The 19367-nt window shown below is 63.5% G+C and carries 23 protein-coding genes and 1 tRNA gene; 22 read left to right on the forward strand and 2 right to left on the reverse strand.

Annotated features, from left to right (window positions below; all coding sequences use genetic code 11):
* Window positions 1-116 precede the first annotated feature (116 nt).
* From ACYQ8E_RS02865 to ACYQ8E_RS02970, 22 genes are all read left to right on the forward strand, one after another.
* Window positions 117-536 carry a DNA polymerase III subunit chi gene (locus ACYQ8E_RS02865; RefSeq protein WP_066726826.1) on the forward strand — a complete coding sequence of 140 codons (420 nt, stop codon included), beginning with the start codon at window positions 117-119 and terminating at the stop codon, window positions 534-536.
* Window positions 514-1278, forward strand: a complete 765-nt coding sequence (locus tag ACYQ8E_RS02870; RefSeq protein WP_066726827.1) for an RsmE family RNA methyltransferase — start codon at window positions 514-516, stop codon at window positions 1276-1278. The genes ACYQ8E_RS02865 and ACYQ8E_RS02870 overlap by 23 nt, the downstream gene beginning before the upstream one ends.
* A gap of 180 nt (window positions 1279-1458) precedes the next feature.
* Window positions 1459-2262: an RNA methyltransferase gene (locus ACYQ8E_RS02875; RefSeq protein ID WP_459860050.1), complete on the forward strand. Its 804-nt coding sequence runs from the start codon at window positions 1459-1461 to the stop codon at window positions 2260-2262.
* A complete protein-coding gene (locus tag ACYQ8E_RS02880) occupies window positions 2255-2656 on the forward strand; it encodes a hypothetical protein (RefSeq protein ID WP_066726829.1) in 402 nt (133 codons plus the stop codon). Before ACYQ8E_RS02875 ends, ACYQ8E_RS02880 begins: the two co-directional genes overlap by 8 nt.
* Window positions 2656-3945 carry a class I SAM-dependent RNA methyltransferase gene (locus ACYQ8E_RS02885; protein ID WP_066726830.1) on the forward strand — a complete coding sequence of 430 codons (1290 nt, stop codon included), beginning with the start codon at window positions 2656-2658 and terminating at the stop codon, window positions 3943-3945. Before ACYQ8E_RS02880 ends, ACYQ8E_RS02885 begins: the two co-directional genes overlap by 1 nt.
* Window positions 3946-4008: 63 nt before the next feature.
* Window positions 4009-4644 carry a hypothetical protein gene (locus ACYQ8E_RS02890; RefSeq protein WP_066726832.1) on the forward strand — a complete coding sequence of 212 codons (636 nt, stop codon included), beginning with the start codon at window positions 4009-4011 and terminating at the stop codon, window positions 4642-4644.
* Between the two features lie 137 nt (window positions 4645-4781).
* The gene (rimP, locus tag ACYQ8E_RS02895) at window positions 4782-5270 is read left to right on the forward strand and encodes a ribosome maturation factor RimP (protein ID WP_066726833.1); all 489 of its coding nucleotides are present in this window, start codon (window positions 4782-4784) and stop codon (window positions 5268-5270) included.
* Between the two features lie 78 nt (window positions 5271-5348).
* On the forward strand, window positions 5349-6602 hold the full coding sequence (gene nusA, locus ACYQ8E_RS02900; RefSeq protein ID WP_082820258.1) for a transcription termination factor NusA: 1254 nt from the start codon (window positions 5349-5351) through the stop codon (window positions 6600-6602).
* A 7-nt stretch (window positions 6603-6609) separates the two neighbouring features.
* On the forward strand, window positions 6610-7206 hold the full coding sequence (locus ACYQ8E_RS02905) for a DUF448 domain-containing protein (protein ID WP_066726835.1): 597 nt from the start codon (window positions 6610-6612) through the stop codon (window positions 7204-7206).
* The gene (infB, locus tag ACYQ8E_RS02910) at window positions 7206-10001 is read left to right on the forward strand and encodes a translation initiation factor IF-2 (protein WP_066726837.1); all 2796 of its coding nucleotides are present in this window, start codon (window positions 7206-7208) and stop codon (window positions 9999-10001) included. Before ACYQ8E_RS02905 ends, infB begins: the two co-directional genes overlap by 1 nt.
* Before the next feature lie 14 nt (window positions 10002-10015).
* Complete coding sequence (locus ACYQ8E_RS02915; protein WP_066726839.1) at window positions 10016-10303, forward strand: DUF503 domain-containing protein; 288 nt, start codon at window positions 10016-10018, stop codon at window positions 10301-10303.
* 21 nt (window positions 10304-10324) lie between these two features.
* Entirely contained in the window at window positions 10325-10705 is a 381-nt protein-coding gene (gene rbfA / locus ACYQ8E_RS02920) for a 30S ribosome-binding factor RbfA (protein WP_066726841.1), read from the forward strand.
* Window positions 10674-11624, forward strand: coding sequence for a DHH family phosphoesterase (locus tag ACYQ8E_RS02925; RefSeq protein WP_066726843.1), 951 nt, complete (start codon window positions 10674-10676; stop codon window positions 11622-11624). Before rbfA ends, ACYQ8E_RS02925 begins: the two co-directional genes overlap by 32 nt.
* Before the next feature lie 7 nt (window positions 11625-11631).
* Complete coding sequence (gene truB, locus ACYQ8E_RS02930; protein WP_197463760.1) at window positions 11632-12570, forward strand: tRNA pseudouridine(55) synthase TruB; 939 nt, start codon at window positions 11632-11634, stop codon at window positions 12568-12570.
* A 99-nt stretch (window positions 12571-12669) separates the two neighbouring features.
* A complete protein-coding gene (gene rpsO, locus ACYQ8E_RS02935) occupies window positions 12670-12936 on the forward strand; it encodes a 30S ribosomal protein S15 (RefSeq protein WP_066726846.1) in 267 nt (88 codons plus the stop codon).
* Between the two features lie 219 nt (window positions 12937-13155).
* The gene (pnp, locus tag ACYQ8E_RS02940) at window positions 13156-15255 is read left to right on the forward strand and encodes a polyribonucleotide nucleotidyltransferase (protein WP_066726850.1); all 2100 of its coding nucleotides are present in this window, start codon (window positions 13156-13158) and stop codon (window positions 15253-15255) included.
* 14 nt (window positions 15256-15269) lie between these two features.
* On the forward strand, window positions 15270-16550 hold the full coding sequence (locus ACYQ8E_RS02945) for a M16 family metallopeptidase (RefSeq protein WP_066726852.1): 1281 nt from the start codon (window positions 15270-15272) through the stop codon (window positions 16548-16550).
* Complete coding sequence (gene dut / locus ACYQ8E_RS02950; protein WP_066726854.1) at window positions 16547-17002, forward strand: dUTP diphosphatase; 456 nt, start codon at window positions 16547-16549, stop codon at window positions 17000-17002. Before ACYQ8E_RS02945 ends, dut begins: the two co-directional genes overlap by 4 nt.
* Entirely contained in the window at window positions 17003-17281 is a 279-nt protein-coding gene (locus ACYQ8E_RS02955) for a YbeD family protein (RefSeq protein WP_066726855.1), read from the forward strand.
* 67 nt (window positions 17282-17348) lie between these two features.
* Complete coding sequence (locus tag ACYQ8E_RS02960; protein WP_066726857.1) at window positions 17349-17963, forward strand: L-threonylcarbamoyladenylate synthase; 615 nt, start codon at window positions 17349-17351, stop codon at window positions 17961-17963.
* Window positions 17964-17971: 8 nt separating this feature from the next.
* Complete coding sequence (locus ACYQ8E_RS02965) at window positions 17972-18388, forward strand: PDZ domain-containing protein (protein ID WP_459860054.1); 417 nt, start codon at window positions 17972-17974, stop codon at window positions 18386-18388.
* The gene (locus ACYQ8E_RS02970) at window positions 18385-18780 is read left to right on the forward strand and encodes a hypothetical protein (protein ID WP_066726861.1); all 396 of its coding nucleotides are present in this window, start codon (window positions 18385-18387) and stop codon (window positions 18778-18780) included. Before ACYQ8E_RS02965 ends, ACYQ8E_RS02970 begins: the two co-directional genes overlap by 4 nt.
* 7 nt (window positions 18781-18787) lie before the next feature.
* On the opposite strand, the gene ACYQ8E_RS02975 is transcribed toward ACYQ8E_RS02970, so the two are convergent.
* On the reverse strand, window positions 18788-19102 hold the full coding sequence (locus ACYQ8E_RS02975) for a hypothetical protein (protein ID WP_066726864.1): 315 nt from the start codon (window positions 19100-19102) through the stop codon (window positions 18788-18790).
* 150 nt (window positions 19103-19252) lie between these two features.
* Window positions 19253-19339 (reverse strand) — tRNA-Leu (locus tag ACYQ8E_RS02980).
* Window positions 19340-19367: the final 28 nt, after the last annotated feature.

Raw genomic sequence — 19367 nt, forward strand, 5'->3', positions numbered from 1 at the left:
TGCACAGATTGCTTCGGGGTACCAAGAGCTGCCGGCATTGAAATCCCCCCGGCAATAATGCTATAGACAGGGGCGGCTGAACGGTCGCCCCATTTGCCTTTCCAAGTGAGCCTGATATGCCCCGCGTTGAGTTCATCCGCCTGAAGAAGCCCGAAAAGGCCAAGCACCTCTGCGAACTGGCCGAAGAGTATTTCAACGCCGGCAAGCGGGTGCTGGTGACTGTCCTCGACGACAACCAGGGAGTGACCCTCGACGGTTTCATGTGGACCTGGAAGAAGGGGGCGTTTATCCCCCACGCCTGGTGCAACGGCGCCGTCGACTGCCTTGACGATCCGGTGGCCATCACTACCGAGGAGCAGAATCCCAACGGTGCCCAGGTGCTGATCATGGGCAAGCCGTGCTCGCCCGGGTTCGTGCGCCAGTTCGAGCACGCCATCGACTTCGCCGAACTCTACGACGACGATCTCGCCAACGCATCCCGCCAGCGTTTTGCCCAGTTCCGGGAGGCCGGTCTTGATCCCGGAATGCGTCAATAGCGGCGGTCCCGGCAGCATCCTCCGCCTCGACGCCGTCCCGACCCTGGAAACGGTCTGTCCCCTCTCCGCCGTCGCCCTGACAGCCCTCGCCGCCTGGCGTGCCCGCCCCGGAGCCATCGTCACCCTGGTCGACCCGGAGCAGACCTGCTACCGCGCCCGGCTGGTGGCGGACGGGGAGGCGTGGCTGGTGATCCCCTTCGAGCGGCTGAAGCGGCCGGCGGAGAGCCGCGTCGCCCTCCACGTCTACCACGCCCTGCCGGAGAAGGAGCGCTTTGAGCTGGTGCTGCAAAAGCTGACCGAACTCGGCGCGACCCGCATCGTGCCGATGATCACCAGGCGCTCGGCGACCCTGGAAGAACGGGATGCCGGGCAGAAGAAATCGCACCGCTGGCCGGAGGTGGTACTGCGCGCCGCCCGTCAATGCCGCCGGGCGATGCTGCCGGAGCTCGGCGCCGTCACCGACTGGGACAGCGCGACCTACGCCGCCGCCCAGGCCGACCTGCGCCTGATCCTTTACGAAGGGGAGGCGGGCTGGGGCTTCGACGAAGCGATCGCCGGCCAGCGCCCCGGGCAGGTTGCCCTGCTGGTTGGACCGGAAGGGGGCTTTGCCCCGGAGGAGGTCGCCGAAGCCCGCGACCTCGGTTTCCTGCCGGTCTCCCTCGGCCCGCGTATTTTGCGCACCGAGACCGCTGCCATTGCTGCTGTGGCGGTGTTGCAGTATGCGTTGGGGGATCTGCGCTGAAAGTTCATTGCGAAAGGCAGGTTCACGCGGATCAAATCTGATCACTTCGGATAAAAATCGGATCAGGCCTTGGGGCTTGGTTGCATCCGAACTTAATCAGATTTGATCCGAAGTTATCCGCGCGAAACGCCTTTGACCCAATTCGTTTTACCCAGTTCCAAAGGAGCCAGCTTGCCCCGCATGAACGCAACGCCAGAAGAAAATTCCGACTCCTCCGATCAGGTCGCCGAATTGTTGCGCAACGTCGTCGTCGTCCTGGTCGAACCCCAGGGGGCGCTGAACATCGGCTCGGTCTGCCGGGCGATGATGAACTTCGGCTTCGGCGAGCTGCGCCTGGTGGCGCCGCAGGTCGACTATCTCGGCGACGAGGGGCGACGCATGGCGGTGAAGGCGGCGCCGCTGCTGGAGGGGGCCAGGCAATATGCCGATCTCGCTGCCGCCCTCGCCGATTGCAGCCTCGCCCTTGGCACCACGCGCCGCTTCGGCAAGTACCGCGAGGATTTTCTCCACCCCCACGAGGCTGCCAGCTATCTCCTGCCGCAGGCGGTCAAGGGGCGCGTCGCCCTTGTCTTCGGCCGCGAGGACCACGGGCTCTACACCGCCGAGCTCGATCTCTGCCAGCGCTTCATCACCATCCCGACCCGCGACGAGCTGCCGTCGATGAATCTCGCCCAGGCAGTTTCCCTCTGCCTCTACGCCGTCGCCCAGGAAGCGGCGGCGAATGCCGGGCTGCAGCGGGCGGGTCGCAAGCTGGCGAGCCACCGCGAGCTCGAATCGCTCTATGCCCACATGCGCAGGAGTCTGCTCGCCATCGGTTTTCTCGATCCGCAGAACCCCGACCACATCCTCCACACCTTTCGCCGCATCTTCGGCCGCGCCGGGCTCAACCCGCGCGAGGTGAAAATCCTGCACGGCATGATGCGCAGTATCGACTGGGTCGATTCGGAACGCCGCAGGAGAGAGGGGGAGGGGAGCGATGACTGAGTTGACGCTGTTGCGGCGCGAACAGCTTGAAAACGGCCTCGTGCTGGAGTTCTTCGACCACAGTAATCGCTATTTTGGCGACTATCACAAGGTCCGAGTCGAGGTTCACAGCCGCCTGCCGCTGCGTATTGATCTTTTCCAGGACGAGGCCGACCCGGCCGCCGCCCTGGCGCAGACCGCGGCACTCTTGGGCGATGCTCCCCTCGAAGTGCGCCAGCTCGAACGCATGGGAGTGCCCGGCGCCGAGGTCGAGCGGGTGCGGACGGCGCTGATCGACGATTTCCTGCGCACCGGCAGCATTTACCTGGCGCGCCCCGATTACCCGCAACGGTTGCTGCGGCAGAAGCTGGCCGTCGCTCGGCCCCGCCCATTTCTTCCCCGGGGGGAACGCTGATGCTGGAGCTGACCATCGACAGCCTCGCCTTCGGCGGCAACGGTGTCGGCCGCCACGACGGCAAGGCGATCTTCGTCCCGCGCAGCGCGCCCGGCGACCGGCTGCGCTGCCGGGTCACCCGGGATCGCGGCCGCTTCGCCGAGGCGGAGCTGACCGAACTCCTGGAGCCGGGACCGGGGCGACGCCCGGCGCCCTGTCCGGTCTACGCCGAGTGCGGCGGCTGCCAGTGGCAGCACCTCGACTATCCGACCCAGTGCCACTGGAAGGGGACGGTCTTCGCCGAACAGCTGTGGCGCCAGGCCAGGGTGGAGAAAGCCGCGGTCCGGCCGCTCCTCGCCGCCGAACAGGAATGGGGCTATCGCAGCCGGGTCCAGTTCAAGTGCCGGCAAACGGCCGCCGGCCTGCAGCTCGGCTTTTATCGCCCCAACAGCCACTTCGTCGTCGATATTGCCCACTGCCCGATCAGCGCCCCGGTGATCAATCGTGGCCTGGCGCTCTTTCGCGCCTGGCTCCCCGAGTCTCCCTGCCCCGACCGCATCCCCCAGCTCGACCTCTCCGTTGACGACCGCGAGCAGTTGCGCGCGGTGGTCCACTGTCTCGATGCGAACCCGCAGCGGCTGGCCGACTACCTGCGCCCGCTGGCTCTCGCCGCCGGACTCGACCTCTTCCTGCAAAGCGGGCGCAAGTCGAGCCTGGTCCAGGTCTGCGGCGGCGAGGAGCTGCTGATCGAGGTCGACACCCCGCCGCTGCAGCTCGGCTACGGTCCGGGGGGCTTTGCCCAGGTCAACCTGGCGCAGAACCGCGCCCTGGTCGCCGAACTCCTCACGGCCCACCCCTGGCAGGGGGACGAGGCCGTTCTCGATCTCTTCTGCGGCATGGGCAACTTTTCCCTGCCGCTGGCGCGGCGGGTCAAAACCGTAACCGGGGTCGAGGACTATGCCCCCTCCATCGCCTCGGCCCGTGGCAATGCCCGCCGCAACGGCCTGGCTAACCTTGACTTCCATGCCCGGCCGGCGGAAGGGGCGCTGCGCACCTACTTCCCGGCGAGTCCCCCGATCCTGGTTCTGCTTGATCCGCCCCGCAGCGGCGCCTATGCAGTAGCGCGGGAGCTGACCACCCACCCACCTGCTCTGATCGCCTACGTCTCCTGCGATCCGGCGACCCTGGCGCGGGACCTGCAGCCGCTGCTGCACGGCCCCTTCCGCCTGCTCTGGTCCCGCCCCATTGACCTCTTTCCCCAGACCTTCCATATCGAGAGCCTGACCCTCCTCGCGCGGCATGAGCCCTGAGCCGGGCATGGCGATTTAAGGTCTGCTATAGTAAGCGAAACCACCGTAGACCAGGAGAGCTGCGTGCCCTTTCTGATCATCTGCCTGATCCTTTTTTGCAGCAGTGTCAGCGCACTGGCCGCTCCCCAGGCCCTGGCCCTGAACGAGCGCCTGACCCTCGAGTTCGACCTGCCGGCCGGGGGGTGGGTCTTCGGGCGCAATCCTCCCGACTTCCTGCTGCGTGCTACCGTCGCCGACCTGACCCGGGAGCTCGCCGGCCGGGGGGAAGAGGTCGAATCCGAGCGGGTAACCGAGTTGGCCCGGCAGCGGCTCGGCGCCAACGAGGGGTTCGTCTACCAGCCGGAGAGCGAATCGCTGCTGCTGATCGACTTCAGCCCGCTGCGCGCCGCTGAAAAAGAGCCCGCTGCCGCAGGCATCGAACGCTCCGCCGAATACGCCGCCGCCAGCCTCGCTGCGGAAGAGGGGGTGAGCGAGGTCGTTACCAGCCGTCGCCCGACGTCGTTCCCGGGGCTGACCTTTGCCTGGCGCATCGAGAGTTCCTACCGGCTGCACGGGGAACCTCGCCGCTTTCTCGGTATTGTCGGTTTCCACGCCCCCTTCTGGGTCTACCTCTACTACACCGAAAGGGGAGGTGCGACCGACTCCTGGGAGGAGATGAATAGTCTGCTCAAAGGGGCCCGGGTGGTGGCCCGGGAGTGACCGGGAGAAGATTTTTTCCCTTGCAAAGTAAGCTTTCTCATGGTATCAACTTGAACGTTTCAGTTCGTTCACTGGTTTTAAGTGAGCTTTCCGCTCACTTTTTTTATTTCAGGCTCTTGTAGCGCGGGATTTTTGCCGTGACCCAGGCAAGTCTGCTCGAAAATATCCAACGGCTGCTTGCCCCGATCCTGGCCGAGCTCGGCCTTGAAGGGGTGGATCTCGAATATCTGCGCGAGGGACGCGACCTGGTGCTGCGGATCTTCATCGACAAGCCCGGCGGAGTGACCCTCGACGATTGCGCCGAGGTGAGTCGGGAGTTTGGCGCCATCCTCGAGATCGAGAACCTGATTCCCGGCGCCTATCGCCTCGAGGTTTCATCCCCCGGCATCGACCGGGCGCTGAAGAAACCGGAGGATTTCCGGCGCTTTGCCGGTGAACGGGTCAAGTTGAAGACCCTGGAGCAGCTCGATCCGGACGGTCGCGGGCAGCCGCGCAAGACCTTTGGCGGGCGCCTGCTCGGTCTCGACGGCGAGATGGTGCGGGTCCTGCAGCTCGACAAGAAGGGCGGCGAGGTGGTCATCCCCCTCGACGCCATCGTGAAGGCAAATCTCGACCCGGAGTTCTGAACTCGCCGGGTTACCCAGTGATCATCCAGCCCTCTGCCTAGGTCCCGGTGGAGGAGTCAGTTACAGGGGGACAGGAGCATGGTGGTAAACCTCAACCATATTATCGACCAGGTGGTCAAGGACAAGGGCATCGATCGCGGCGTGCTGGTCGAAGCGCTCGAATCGGCAGTGCTGTCCGCAGCCAACAAGAAGTACCGCAACACCCGTGATCTTGAAGCCCACTTCAATGACGAGCTGGGTGAAGTCGAGGTCTTCGAGTTCGTGACTGTCGTCGAGGAAGTCCTCGATTCCTACAAGGAGATCGATCTCCAGGAAGCCCAGGAGATTGACCCCGAGGTCGAGGTCGGTGATTCCCTCGGTATGAAGCTCGATGCCGGCAACTTCAGCCGCATCGCCGCCCAGACCGCCAAGCAGGTGATCATCCAGAAGGTCCGTGAAGCGGAGCGCGAAGGGGTTTTTAACGAATTCAAGGACCGGGTCGGTGAGCTCGTCAACGGCATCGTGCGTCGCTACGAGCGCGGCGACCTGATCGTCGATCTCGGCCGCGCCGAAGCCCTGCTCCCCCATCGCGAGCAGGTCCCCCGCGAAAACTATCGCCAGGGCGACCGGGTGCGGGCCTACATCTCCGATGTCAAGATGAGCCCCAAGGGGCCGCAGATCATTCTCTCCCGCACCCATCCCGGGGTTGTGGCAGCGCTCTTCCACTTCGAGGTGCCGGAAATCGCCGAGGGGATCGTCGAGATCAAGAACGTCGCCCGCGAGCCGGGCAGCCGCGCCAAGATTGCCGTCGTCTCCCACGACTCGGATGTCGATCCGGTCGGCGCCTGCGTCGGCATGCGCGGTTCCCGGGTGCAGAATGTTGTCTCCGAGCTGCGTGGCGAGAAGATCGATATCATCCCCTGGACCCCTGATATCGCCCGTTTCGCCTGCTCGGCGCTGTCGCCGGCGGAAGTGACCCGGGTCTACGTTGACAACGACGAGCAGGCCCTGGAAATTATCGTCCCTGATGACCAGCTGTCGCTGGCGATCGGCAAGAAAGGGCAGAACGTCCGTCTCGCCGCCAAGCTGACCGGCTGGAAGATCGATATCAAGAGCGAAACCCGCGCCGCCGAAGCAGAGCTCGAAGAGCTCGCCGCCGAAGCTGCCGAGGAGAAGGCCGAAGCGCTCGCCGCCGAAGCCGAAGACGCCGTCGCCGAGATGTCCCGTGACGCGCTCTACGAACTCGCCAAGGAACACAAGCTCGCCGGGCGCAGCTCGATGAGCAAGGATGAACTCGCCCGCGGTCTCGCCGAACTCGGTGTCCTGCCGGGACATGGCGGGGACGAGGAGTAGCCGGCCCTTGGGCCTGGCAGGACACAGCGCCGAGCGGACCTGTATCGGCTGCCGCAAGACCCTGCGGCAGGGAGACCTGGTCCGCTACGTGCTGGCGCCTGACGGAACCCTGCTGGTCGATTACCGCCACCGCCTGCCGGGACGCGGTGCCTACACCTGCCCCGAACCCGGGTGTATTGCCGCCGCTGTTCGGCGCGGACAGTTTGCCCGGGCGTTTCGTCGCCCGCTGCCGGAGGTGACGGCTGACGATTTGCTCGCCAGCCTCAAAGGGCAAATCTGGGAACGGATTCATGGCCTGATCAGCATGGCCCGCAAGGCCGGGCAGATTCTTTCCGGGTCCAACCTGGTGCTCGACGCCATGACGGCATTGACACCTCCGGCCCTGGTGCTGGTTGCCAAAGACATATCGGCAGGTGTCGGTGACAAGATTACCGGAAAAGCCGCTGCCTGTGGGATACCTTGCTGGCATTGTTTCGACAAGGATACTTTCGGCCGGCTGCTGGGGAAGGAAGAGCGCAGCGTCATTGCCGTCAGAAAGCACTCGCTCGCTGTTTCCATGCACCAGGAGCTGATCCGCTACACGCATATCGCAGGGGAGAATTGATGGGAAAGACAAGGGTATACGAACTGGCGCAAAAGCTCGGTCTTGAAAACAAGGCCCTCCTCGATCGACTGGAAGCCGCAGGTGTCGAAGGCAAGACACATATGAGCGTTCTGGAAGAGGACGATATTCGCAAGTTCGAAGCTGCTTCGACCCCGACCGTCGAAACGACCGTCGAAAAGATCGAAGAGGAGCGGATCACTCCCGGGATTATCCGCCGACGCCGCAAGGAAGTAGCCGCGCCCCCGGTCGTGGAGAGTCTCCCCGAGGAGACCGCCACCGCCGAAGCCGCCCCCAGTGAACCGGCAACGGCCCCCACGGCTGAAGCGGCCAAGGAAGCGCCCGTTGCTGCCGAGCAGGAAGATACTCCTCCCGCTGCAGCAGCACCGGTAGCGGCCGAACCTGTCCAGCCCGTCGAAAAGACGCCGACCAAGAGAGTCGACGCCGGTGAACCGGTCGTCGCGAAAGCGGTCGCGGAAAAGCCGGCTGCAGAAAAACCGGCTGCAGAAAAACCGGCTGCAGAAAAACCGGCTGCAGAAAAACCGGCTGCGGAGAAACCGGCCGCCGCTGCCGAGCCGCGTGCCGAGAAGGCCACCGCCTCGCGGGCGAAGATTCTCGGCCGGGTTGAACTCCACCAGCAAGCGCCCCGCGGCACGGAGACCCGCCCCGACAACGCCCGGCCGGCGCGCGGCGAACGCCAGGAGCGCCCCGGAACCCAGCGTCCGGAGCGTCCCGCCAGCGCCCGTCCGGAACGTCCGGGGGCCCCCCGTCCCGATCGTCCGTCCCGTCCCGGCTCGGCGCCGACACCGTCGCTGCCGGTGGCCGGCGAGCCGTTCGTCGCCAAGGAAGCCCGTGGCGGCAAGAAGAAGAAAAAAGGGAAGGGCGCGGATTACAGTGAGGCTCCGGCCGAGGCCGGACGCCGTCGCGGCAGAAGGGAAGTTTTCGAACCGGATCGCGACGGCGGCAAGCTGCGCCGCGGCAAGCGTCCGCCCAAGATGCAGAAGAAGACCGAGGTGACGGTCTCCAAGGCAATCAAGCGCATCATCCGCATCAGCGATGTAATTACCGTTGGCGAACTCGCCAAACGTATGGGGGTCAAGGCCAACGACCTGATCAAGGAACTGATGCGTCAGGGATCGATGGTGACCATCAACCACCCCCTCGATTTCGAAACGGCAGCGATCCTCGCCTCCGAGTTCAACTACGAGGTCGAGAACGTCGCTTTCGACGAGGAGACGATCCTCGAGCACGACAGCCTGAAAACCACTGATGAAAAGGTCGAGGATCTCAAACCGCGGCCGCCGGTGGTGACCATCATGGGCCACGTCGACCATGGCAAGACCAGTCTCCTCGACGCCATCCGCACCGCCAACGTTACTGCCGGCGAGGCCGGTGGCATCACCCAGCACATCGGTGCCTACGATGTCGAGCTCGACGGCAAGAAGATCACTTTCCTCGACACCCCGGGCCATGAGGCATTTACCGCCATGCGTGCCCGCGGTGCCAAGGCGACCGACATTGTCATCCTGGTGGTGGCCGCTGATGACGGCGTCATGCCGCAGACCAAAGAGGCGATCAATCACTCCAAGGCCGCCGGGGTTCCGATCATCATCGCCATCAACAAGATGGACAAGCCCGACGCCAACCCCGAGCGCGTCAAGCAGGAGCTGACCGAGTTCGAGCTGGTTCCCGAGGAATGGGGCGGCGAAACGATCTTCGTCGAGGTCTCGGCCAAGCAGAAGACCAACCTCGACCAGCTGCTCGAAATGATCCTGCTGCAGGCCGAGGTCATGGACCTCAAGGCCAACCCCGACAAGCGCGCCAAAGGGGTGGTCGTCGAGGCCCGCCTCGACAAGGGGCGTGGCCCGGTGGCCACGGTCCTGGTCCAGGAAGGGACCCTCAAAATCGGCGATCCGATCGTGACCGGGGTCCACTTCGGCCGGGTTCGGACCATGACCAACGACCGCGGCGACCGTCTGGAAGAAGCCGGTCCGTCGATTCCGGTGGAGGTCACCGGTCTCACCGGGGTTCCCGACGCCGGCGACTCCTTCCACTCGGTGGAAGACGAGAAGGCCGCTCGCGACGTCGCCCAGCACCGCCAGCAGAAACTGCGGGAAGCGGAGCTGGCCAAGAGCAGCAAGATCTCTCTCGAACAGCTCTACGCCCGGATTCAGCAGGGGGATGTCAAGGAGCTCAAGGTCATTATCAAGGGAGATGTGCAGGGTTCCGTCGAGGCGGTCAAGGACTCCCTCCTCAAGCTCTCCACCGAGGCTTGCCGGCTGGTCGTCATTCATACCGGGGTGGGCGGAATTATCGAAAGCGACGTTTCCCTTGCTTCGGCCTCCGATGCCATCGTCCTCGGTTTCAATGTCCGTCCCGAACCGAAGGCCGCCAATCTGGCCGAAGCGGAAGGGGTCGACATCCGCCTCTACAACATCATCTATGACGCGGTCGCCGATATCCGCGATGCGATGGAAGGGCTCCTCGCCCCGACCCTGCAGGAGAAGTACCTCGGCCGGGTGGAAGTGCGGGAAACCTTCAGCGTCAGCAAGGTCGGGACCATCGCCGGCTGTTATGTCACCGACGGCAAGGTCCTGCGTGGCGCCCAGGTCCGCCTGCTGCGGGACAACGTCGTGGTCTGGCAGGGGAAGATGAGCTCCCTCAAGCGCTTCAAGGACGATGTTCGCGAGGTGGCTACCGGCTACGAATGCGGGATCGGGCTGGAGAACTACAACGACCTCAAGGTCGGTGACATTATCGAGGCCTTCGAGATCGAATCGATCAAGACGACCCTCTAGCCCCGGGGGGGACAATGGTTGTCGGCGTACTCAGGCTCGACCTTCAGCTCTGGAGTCCGCAGAATCTGAAGGAAAAACGTGCCATCGTCCGGCGGCTTCTCGCCCGGCTCCGGGAGCACTTCCCGGTCTCCGCCGCCGAAACCGGCCTGCAGGATCTCTGGCAACGCTGCGAACTCGGCATCGTCATGGTCGGCAGCGACGAGCCCCTGCTCCAGGGCGTCTTCGGCCGCATCGAGGAGGAGATCGAGCGGCTCGGGGTGGCGGAGGTCAGCGAGCGATTTAGTGAATATCTCCACTACTGAACACAACGGATTGGATAAGGTTTGGAATTCCAGCGTTCTCATCGGGTCGGCGAGCAGATCCAGAAGGAGATTTCGGCCCTGATCCTGAAAGGGCTCAAGGACCCGCGGGTCGGCTTTGTCACCATTACCGCCGTCGAAGTCTCCCGGGATCTGCACTACGCCCGCATCTTCTTTACCGTCATCGGCGACGAACGCGCCCGGGGCGAAAGCGAACGCGGGCTGAACTCGGCGCTCCCCTACCTGCGCCGGGAGATCGGCAAGCGGTTGCGATTGCGCCTGGTCCCGGAACTGACCTTCGAATACGACACCTCCCTCGAATACGGCAACCGGATCGAATCCCTGCTCCGTGACCTGAACAGCGGCGAGAAGAATGCTCAAGGCGATCCTGAAGACGATCAATGAGGGGGAGCGGTTTCTGGTCGCTTCCCATGCCGGTCCCGACGGTGACGCCCTCGCCTCGACCCTGGCGTTGACCCTCGCCCTGCGTGAACTCGGCAAGGAGGTTGTCGCCTACAACCGGGACGGCGTACCGGCGGCTTTCGATTTTCTTCCTGGCGCCGCGACCGTGACCGACCGCATCGAAGCGGGAGCGCGTTTCGATGCCGGCTTCATCCTCGATGCCGGCGAACTGCGCCGGGCCGGGAGCGAACTGCGCGATCACTGTACCGTACTCGCCAACATCGACCACCATCCCTACTCGGAACAATTCGGTTCGATCCACTACGTCGACACCGAGGCCTGCGCCACCGGCGCCATGGTCTACCGGATTCTCGCCGCCGGCGGCTGGCCGATCTCCCGGGAGGTCGCGAGCTGCATCTACGCGGCCATCATTTCCGATACCGGCTCCTTTCGCTATTCCAACTCCAACCCCGAGGCGTTTCGCATCGCCGGCGATATGATCGCCCTTGGCGTCAGCCCCTGGGAAATCGCGACCGGCCTTTATGAAAACCAGGACGCCCGCCGCCTGCAGTTGCTGGCGCTGGCACTGGCGACCCTGACCCTTTCCGCCTGCGGCCGCTATGCCTCAATCAGCGTCACCAGCGACATGTACGCCGCTACCGGCAGCAGCGCCGAGCACACCGACGGTTTCGTCAACTACCCGCGCTCCATCCGCAATGTGGAGGTTGCCATCTTCTTCCGCCAGGTCAGTCCGACCGCCTTCAAGGTCGGCTTCCGCTCCAAAGGGACGGTCGACGTCGGCGCCCTGTCGCGGGAACTCGGCGGCGGGGGGCACCACAATGCCGCCGGTGCCGAGGTTTCCGGGACCCTGGAACAGGTCCGGCAGACCGTCTTTTCCCGCCTCAAGATTCCGGTCGATTGATCCCTTCGTGCACGGTATCCTGCTGATCGACAAATCGCCGGGGATGACTTCCCATGACGTGGTCCGCCGCTTGCGGCGGTTGCTCGGGACCCGACGCATCGGTCATACCGGGACTCTCGACCCGATGGCGACCGGGGTTCTGCCCGTAGCAGTGGGGGAGGGGACCCGCCTCGTCGAGTTCCTGATGGAAGGGGAGAAGGAGTACCGGGCCACCCTGCGGCTGGGGATCGCGACCACCACCCAGGATGCCGAGGGTGAGACGGTCAGTGAAGCGTCCTGGGACATGGTTACCCCGGCTCGCCTCGAGGCCGCGGCCGCCGGGTTGCGGGGCGATATCCTGCAGCTGCCGCCGATGTATTCGGCCCTGAAGCGGGAGGGTGTACCCCTGCACCGTCTGGCCCGTCAGGGGATCGAGGTCGAGCGCCAGCCACGGCCGGTCACCATTCGCAGCCTCGAGTTGCTCCAGGTCGCGTTGCCGCTGGTCGAGATCCTCGTCACCTGCTCCAAGGGGACCTACATCCGGACCCTTGCCCACGATCTCGGTGCGGCCCTTGGCTGCGGTGCGCACCTGACCGCCTTGCGTCGGACCCGTTCCGGGCCATTCGTGGAAGCTGATTGCCTGACCCTGGACGAGCTTGAAGACCGGACTGCCGAACAAGGGCCCTTGCCCCTGCTCGGACCCCGTGCGGCGCTGCCCGAGATGGCAGTGGTGGCGGTCGAGGCCGCGGCGGCCGCCAGGCTTGCCAACGGTGTACCGCCGCAGCTCCTGGAGTGCAGCAACACCGAGGCGCTTGCCGAGGGCGCACGGGTCCTGCTCGAGGCGGCCGGCGCAATCGCCGCCATCGCCCGTTTCGCCCCCCGGCGCGAACGGGAAGGGCGCGGTGATTTCGAATTGTTACGGGTATTCGCCAATCCGGAAATCTGGCGGGAGAATCGATCGATATAGTCCTTTACAGAACCGAATCGGTATGATAAAAGGGACGATGTTTCGCAAATCTCAAGTGCCGGCCAGGGCCGGTGCAGTTCGCTGAAAGGAGGTGGCACAGTGCTGGCCACGGGACGTAAACAGGAAATCATTAGCAAATTCAAGACCCACGAGGGCGACACCGGCTCTCCGGAAGTTCAGATCGCGCTCCTCTCCGAGAGGATTACCTATCTGACCGAGCATTTCCGGACCCACAAGAAGGACCATCATTCCCGTCGGGGTCTTCTCAAGATCGTCGGGCAAAGACGGCGGCTTCTCGACTACCTGAAGAAGAAGGACGTCGAGCGCTATCGGATCGTCATCAAGGAACTTGGCATCCGCCGGTAATCTGGGGCAGCATGCTCTTCGTTGCGACGGAGAGTCTGCTGCCCTTCGTTTTGTCGATGGCATTGGAGGCTGTCCGGAGAGAGGACCTGAAACAGGCGATGCCTGTCGCGGGTGCTGTCTCAGGCCATCCTCCTTCTGCCATTTTTTGTTGGTTAACGGTCGCCTGCGGGCGACAGGTCCCGCACCCGGCCTGAAGGGCCGTGCGGAAAGGAGTTTTTCATGGCGTATCACAAGGTTGAAATCGAGTTCAACGGTCAGCCCCTGACCATCGAAACGGGGAAAATGGCCCGTCAGGCCGACGGCGCCACCGTCATCACCTACGGTGAAACCAAGGTGCTCTGTACCGTGGTTTCCGCGCACAAGATGCGTGAAGGGCAGGATTTCTTCCCCCTCACCGTCAACTACCAGGAGAAGTTCTACGCCGCCGGCAAGATCCCCGGCTCTTTCTTCCGCCGCGAGCGCGGTTCGACCGAGCGCGAGACCCTGATCTGCCGCCTGATTGACCGGCCGATGCGGCCGCTCTTCCCCAAGGGGTACATGTTCGAAACCCAGATCATGCCGACGGTCGTCTCCGCCGACCTGATCAACGACCCCGACACCTTGGCCATGGTCGCCGCCTCCGCTTCCGTGGTGATTTCCGATATTCCCTTCGCCGGGCCGATTGCCGCGGTGCGCGTCGGTCGCGTTGCCGGCGAACTGATCGCCAACCCGACCCTGCAGCAGATGGCCGAGAGCGACATTGAAATCGTCGTCTCCGGTTCCCGCGACGCGGTAATGATGGTCGAAGGGGAGGCTGACCTCGTCTCCGAGGACGAGATGCTCGAAGCGATCTTCTTCGGTCATCGTTCGCTGCAGCCGCTGATCGACATGCAGCTCAAGCTGCAGGAACTGGTTGGCGTCGCCAAGCGTGAATTCGTGGTCGCCGAGACCGATGCGGCTCTTGAAGCCCGGGTCAAGGAACTGGCTGCCGAGCGCCTCGCCGAGGCTGGAACGATCCGTGCCAAGCAGGAGCGCTACGCTGCCATCGACCAGATCAAAGCCGAGGTCAAGGTGGCCCTGGCCGAGGAGTTCGAAGGCCGCGGCGCCGAGATCGGTGCCATCCTCGGCTCCATCTCCAAGAAGGTGCTGCGTCAGAAAGTGCTGAAGGAGAAGGTGCGCATCGACGGTCGCGACATGAAGACCGTGCGTCCGATCAGCTGTGAAATCGGTGTACTCCCCCGCGCCCACGGCAGCGCCCTCTTCACCCGCGGCGAGACCCAGGCACTGGTTGCGGCGACCCTCGGCACCAGTGGCGACGAGCAGCGCATGGACAACATCCAGGGGATGGAATTCAAGAAATTCCTTCTTCATTACAACTTTCCCCCCTTCTCGGTCGGCGAGACCAGCATGCGCCTCTTCCCCGGCCGTCGCGAGATCGGTCACGGCATGCTGGCCGAACGCTCCATCGCCAAGGTTCTGCCCAAACATGACGATTTTCCCTACACTATCCGCATCGTCTCCGACATCCTCGAGTCGAACGGTTCCTCATCGATGGCGAGCGTCTGCGGCGCCTCTCTGAGCCTGATGGAAGCCGGCGTGCCGATCAGGGAAGCGGTGGCCGGAATCGCCATGGGTCTGATCAAGGAAGGGGACGACGTGGCCGTCCTTTCCGACATTCTCGGCGACGAGGACCATCTCGGCGACATGGACTTCAAGGTCACCGGCACCGCCGCCGGCGTTGCTGCACTGCAGATGGACATCAAGATCACCGGCGTCGACCGGGCGATCATGAAGCAGGCCCTGGAGCAGGCCCGGGAAGGGCGCCTGCACATTCTCGGCGAGATGGCCAAGGCGATCAGCGTTCCGAACAAGGAACTCTCCCAATATGCGCCGCGGATTACCACCATCTACGTCAAGCCCGACCAGGTCCGCACCGTCATCGGCTCCGGTGGCAAGAACATCCGCGGCATCATCGAGGCAACCGGCTGTACCATCGACATCGAGGATGACGGCCGCGTCAATATTGCCTCGGCTGACGGCGACGCCTGCAAGAAGGCGATCAAGATGATCCGCGACCTCACCCAGGAGGCGACGGTCGGCAAGCTCTACATGGGAACCGTTCGCAAGATCATGGAATTCGGCGCCTTCGTTGAGATCTTCCCGGGGACCGACGGCCTGGTCCATGTTTCCGAGCTCGATACCGAGCGGGTCCGCAATGTTAGTGACGTGCTCAAGGAAGGCGAGCAGGTCCTGGTCAAGTGCATCGGGGTTGACAAGCAGGGTAAAATCAAGCTCTCCCGCAAGGAGGCCCTCGGCCAGAAGGCTCCCGAGGAGGCCTGACGGCAGGCGGAAAGATGATTCGCAAAACGGTCCTGAATAACGGTATCCGGTTTATCAGCGAACCCCTCCTGGGTGCCCACTCGGTGGCCATCGGCGTCTGGGTGGAGAATGGTTCCCGGCACGAACTGCCGGAAGAAAGGGGCCTGTCCCACCTCCTTGAACATATGCTTTTCAAGGGGACGGAGCGGCGCAGTGGCCTGGAGATCGCGCGCGAGATCGATTCGGTGGGGGGCATGCTCAACGCCTTCACCAGTCGCGAGTTCAGCTGCTACTACGCCAAGGTCCTGGCACAACGGTTACCGCTGGCCATTGACCTGCTCAGCGATGTCATTCGCCATCCCCGGTTTGACCTCGATGACTTGGAGAAAGAACGCAGGGTCGTGCTGCAGGAACTCCACATGGTGGAGGACACGCCCGACGACCTGATCCATGACTTGTTCAGCCAGATCTTCTGGCAAGACCATCCCCTGGGCTCTCCGGTCCTGGGGACGACAGAGACGGTGAGGGCGTTCGATCGGAACGCCCTCATCAATTTCCTGCGGCGACGTTATACCGGCGAAAGCCTGCTGATCTCTGCCGCAGGCGACCTCGATCACGATGATCTCGTCGATCAACTCAACCGCGCCTTCGGCGATCTGCCGGCGAGCGGGGAGTTGCCGGCAACCGCTCCCCCCGGTTACAGCCGGCACCTGGCGATTTGTGACCGGGAGCTGGAACAGGTCCACCTCTGCTTCGGCACCCGCGCCCTTTCCCAGAACCATCCCGACCGTTTCTCCGCCTATATCCTCAATGGCCTGCTGGGTGGGAGCATGAGTTCCCGCCTCTTTCAAAAAGTGCGCGAAGAGCGGGGGCTCGCCTACTCCATCTACAGCTACCTGCATTGTCACAGTGATGGCGGTGCTCTCGTCGTCCACGCCGGTACCGCGCCCGATGACACTCGCTCGGTGGTCGATATCATTCAGCGGGAGATGCGGCGGCTCTGCGATGCCGTGGTCCCCGAGAAGGAACTCACGGCGGTGCGGGAACAGCTGCGGGGAAACCTGTTGCTCTCCCTGGAGAGTACCGAAAACCGTATGACCCGCCTGGCAAAAAACGAAATTTATCTCGGCGGGCAGGTCCCCCTGCGCGACCTGATGCATGCTTTTGACCGGGTGACTGGCGAAGATGTGCAGGCCCTCGCCCGGAGCCTGTTCAGGGATGAGTTTCTCAACCTGCAGTTGCTCGGCCGGGTCGATCCGGCCGATTTCCCCGAGATCGACCTGACCCTTGGCAGGCCGAAGAGTGACCTTTCATGACTCCTCTGACCGTTTCCGTTAAAAAACTGCACCCGCAGGCGATCCTTCCCCGTTACATGACGGCCGGGGCAGCCGGCCTCGACCTCTGCGCCGCGCTTGACCAGGCGCTGCACCTCGCCCCCGGCGAGCGTCGGCTGGTGCCGACCGGAATTGCCCTGGCCATTCCCGCCGGTTTCGAGGGGCAGGTCCGGCCCCGCTCCGGGCTGGCCCTGCGCCAGGGACTGACGATGCTCAACAGCCCCGGTACCATCGATAGCGACTTCCGAGGCGAGATCGGTCTGATTGTCATCAACCATGGGCAAGAGGAGGCAGTGATCAACCCTGGCGACCGGGTTGGGCAACTGGTCATCGCCCCCATCGTCCGCGCGCAACTTGTGGAAGTCGAACAGCTCGACGATACCTGCCGTGGCATCGGCGGTTTCGGCCATACCGGCAGCAGCGGAGGTTTCTAGGTGCAGGCCCCGGTCGCTTCTGAACTGAAGATGGAATTCCCCTGCGAATACCAGTTCAAGGTCTTTGGTCCGGCCGACCCGGCCCGCGATTTTGTGACTGCGGTCCAGCGTGCCGCGGCCACGGTGATGCCGATCCCCCTGGATGCGCTGCGCGTTCGTCCCAGCAAGAAAGGGACCTACCTCTGTGTTACTCTCCTGGCCCGCTTGGAAAGCAAAGCTCAGCTCGATGGAATGTACCTCGCCCTCGGTCGCCTGCCGGGGCTCCTCTATCTGCTTTGAATGACGGGCGGTTCCCATTGTATGTGGTAAACTGCCAGCAGGCTAGAACCCGAGTTTGGAGGTCGCCATGATACTCGAAATCAATCCCCAGGACCCCCAGCCCAGGCTGATTCACCGGGTGGTCGAAATACTCAAACAGGGCGGCGTAATCGCCTATCCGACCGACACCACCTACGGGATTGGTTGTGACATCTTCAATAAGAAGGGGGTCAAGCAGATTTACCAGATCAAGCAGCGCGACCCGCGCAAACCCTTCTCCTTTATCTGTGCCGACCTTTCCGATGCCGCCAGGTATTGCCAGGTAAGCAACTTCGCTTTCAAGACCATGAAACGCAACCTCCCCGGTCCATTTACGTTTGTGCTCGAGGCAACCCGGCTTGTTCCCGACCTGCTGACCACCCGGCAGAAGACGGTCGGGATCCGTATCCCGGATAATCCGATCGCCCTGGCCATCGTGCGCGAACTCGGTCATCCCCTGGTGACCACCAGCGCCAATGTCTCCGGCGAAGAACCGTTGCATGATCCCGCCGATATTGACAGTCGCCTCGGGCGAATGCTCGATACCGTCATCGATGGCGGCGTCCTGCTCGGGGAGCCGTCGACGGTCATCAGCCTGATTGACGACCGGGTCGAAATCCTGCGGCAGGGGAGCGGCGACACCTCCTGGATCCATCAGCTATGAGGCGGGTGTTGCGATTTCTTGTCGCAGCACTGGTCGTGCCGGGGGTGTTGCTGGTTGCCAGCGGCGTCTGGGGTGAGGAAATGGCTGGCGTCGGTTTGCAGGTGGTCGGTCTGGCGAGTGGCAACCTGGTGGTGATTCAGGTCGTTGCCGGGTCATCGGCAGAACAGGCGGGCATCCGGCCCGGGGATCTGCTGGTGGCAGTCGGTGGGAAGAAACTGGCGGGGACCAACTTGGCGACCCTCAGCCGGGAAACCCTGTGGGGTCCGCCGGGCGCTGCGCTCTCGATTGACTACCAGCGCCCCGGGGTTGCCGGGGAGTTCGAAGTGATGTTGACCCGGGCAACGCTCAGCGAGGTCCCGGCACCACCGGCGGGGGTAAGAATGCTGCATCCGCAGCAACTTCAGGAGAAGGAAGGCAGACCGTGACAAAGCAGAAGGAGATCAGTGTCAATCTCTATCGACGGGAGTTCTCCCGCAAGGACTGGCAATATCCCCTTGACCAGGAGGCCCTGGGGGCCTTTCTCGGCCGCCTGGCGGCAGAACTGGAACCGTTTGGCATCGCCCTGGTCCAGGGCCCGGAGGCGGAGGTGACGATCGAGGTCAAGGGATACGGCGATCTTCTCAATGCCGTACGCATCCGCTCTCCCAGGGACGGTTTCAGCAACCTCTGCCTCGGGCATATCATCGGCGCCAGCCCCAATCGGGACCTCTTCGAGGATATCCGTCGTGGGGTCAATCGCGTCGCCTTTGCGCCGGAGACGATCGAGCCGGAGGGGAGCAACAAGGTCGTTTGCCACAACTGCGGTTGCGGCTGCTGAGCAGCGGTTACTGTTTGCCGAAGGTCCTGAGGTAGGCGAGGAGCGCATCGAGCTCCTGGGCCTGGGGATTGAGCATCTTTCCCTTCAGCGCATCGCGGATACAGAAGTTGATCATCTCCTTGAGCTGGCCATCATAATAGGCGGCCAATTCTCCGAGCCCTTTGCCGGCCGGGTGGCAGCTCGCGCAGCTCTTGCCGTTGCTGCCGAGGGTGGTTGCCGTGAAGAGGGTTGCGCCGAGTTCGGCCGTGGGTCCTTCCGCCGCACTGGCGCAGAGGGCAATCGCCAGGAGCAGCGTACAAAAGATCGGGGCAAGTCTGGACATGGTTCACCTCCCGCAAAAAAGTGGGTTGGGAGAAGACTAGCCGAAGGCAATCCCTTTGGCAATGCCGCGCGGGCGAATCGATTTCCGACTGCCGGTAATGAAGAAAGGCCGCAATCCAATGGATTGCGGCCTTTCTTGCTCATTTGATGATGGTGCGGTTGGGGAGACTCGAACTCCCACGACCTTGCGGCCACTAGCCCCTCAAGCTAGCGTGTCTACCAATTCCACCACAACCGCAGAATGACTGGCTTTTGAGCTGTTCGCC

The sequence above is a fragment of the Desulfuromonas carbonis genome, from assembly GCF_054658035.1.

What these genes read in the sequence shown, in the direction of transcription:
- ACYQ8E_RS02960 (WP_066726857.1), top strand. Translation starts at nt 17,349, where the DNA reads ATGATACTCGAAATCAATCCCCAGGACCCCCAGCCCAGGCTGATTCAC.
- ACYQ8E_RS02945 (WP_066726852.1), top strand. Translation starts at nt 15,270, where the DNA reads ATGATTCGCAAAACGGTCCTGAATAACGGTATCCGGTTTATCAGCGAA.
- infB (WP_066726837.1), top strand. Translation starts at nt 7,206, where the DNA reads ATGGGAAAGACAAGGGTATACGAACTGGCGCAAAAGCTCGGTCTTGAA.
- ACYQ8E_RS02865 (WP_066726826.1), top strand. Translation starts at nt 117, where the DNA reads ATGCCCCGCGTTGAGTTCATCCGCCTGAAGAAGCCCGAAAAGGCCAAG.
- pnp (WP_066726850.1), top strand. Translation starts at nt 13,156, where the DNA reads ATGGCGTATCACAAGGTTGAAATCGAGTTCAACGGTCAGCCCCTGACC.
- ACYQ8E_RS02885 (WP_066726830.1), top strand. Translation starts at nt 2,656, where the DNA reads ATGCTGGAGCTGACCATCGACAGCCTCGCCTTCGGCGGCAACGGTGTC.
- ACYQ8E_RS02975 (WP_066726864.1), bottom strand. Translation starts at nt 19,102, where the DNA reads ATGTCCAGACTTGCCCCGATCTTTTGTACGCTGCTCCTGGCGATTGCC.
- ACYQ8E_RS02925 (WP_066726843.1), top strand. Translation starts at nt 10,674, where the DNA reads ATGCTCAAGGCGATCCTGAAGACGATCAATGAGGGGGAGCGGTTTCTG.
- ACYQ8E_RS02875 (WP_459860050.1), top strand. Translation starts at nt 1,459, where the DNA reads ATGAACGCAACGCCAGAAGAAAATTCCGACTCCTCCGATCAGGTCGCC.
- ACYQ8E_RS02880 (WP_066726829.1), top strand. Translation starts at nt 2,255, where the DNA reads ATGACTGAGTTGACGCTGTTGCGGCGCGAACAGCTTGAAAACGGCCTC.
- ACYQ8E_RS02915 (WP_066726839.1), top strand. Translation starts at nt 10,016, where the DNA reads ATGGTTGTCGGCGTACTCAGGCTCGACCTTCAGCTCTGGAGTCCGCAG.
- dut (WP_066726854.1), top strand. Translation starts at nt 16,547, where the DNA reads ATGACTCCTCTGACCGTTTCCGTTAAAAAACTGCACCCGCAGGCGATC.
- nusA (WP_082820258.1), top strand. Translation starts at nt 5,349, where the DNA reads ATGGTGGTAAACCTCAACCATATTATCGACCAGGTGGTCAAGGACAAG.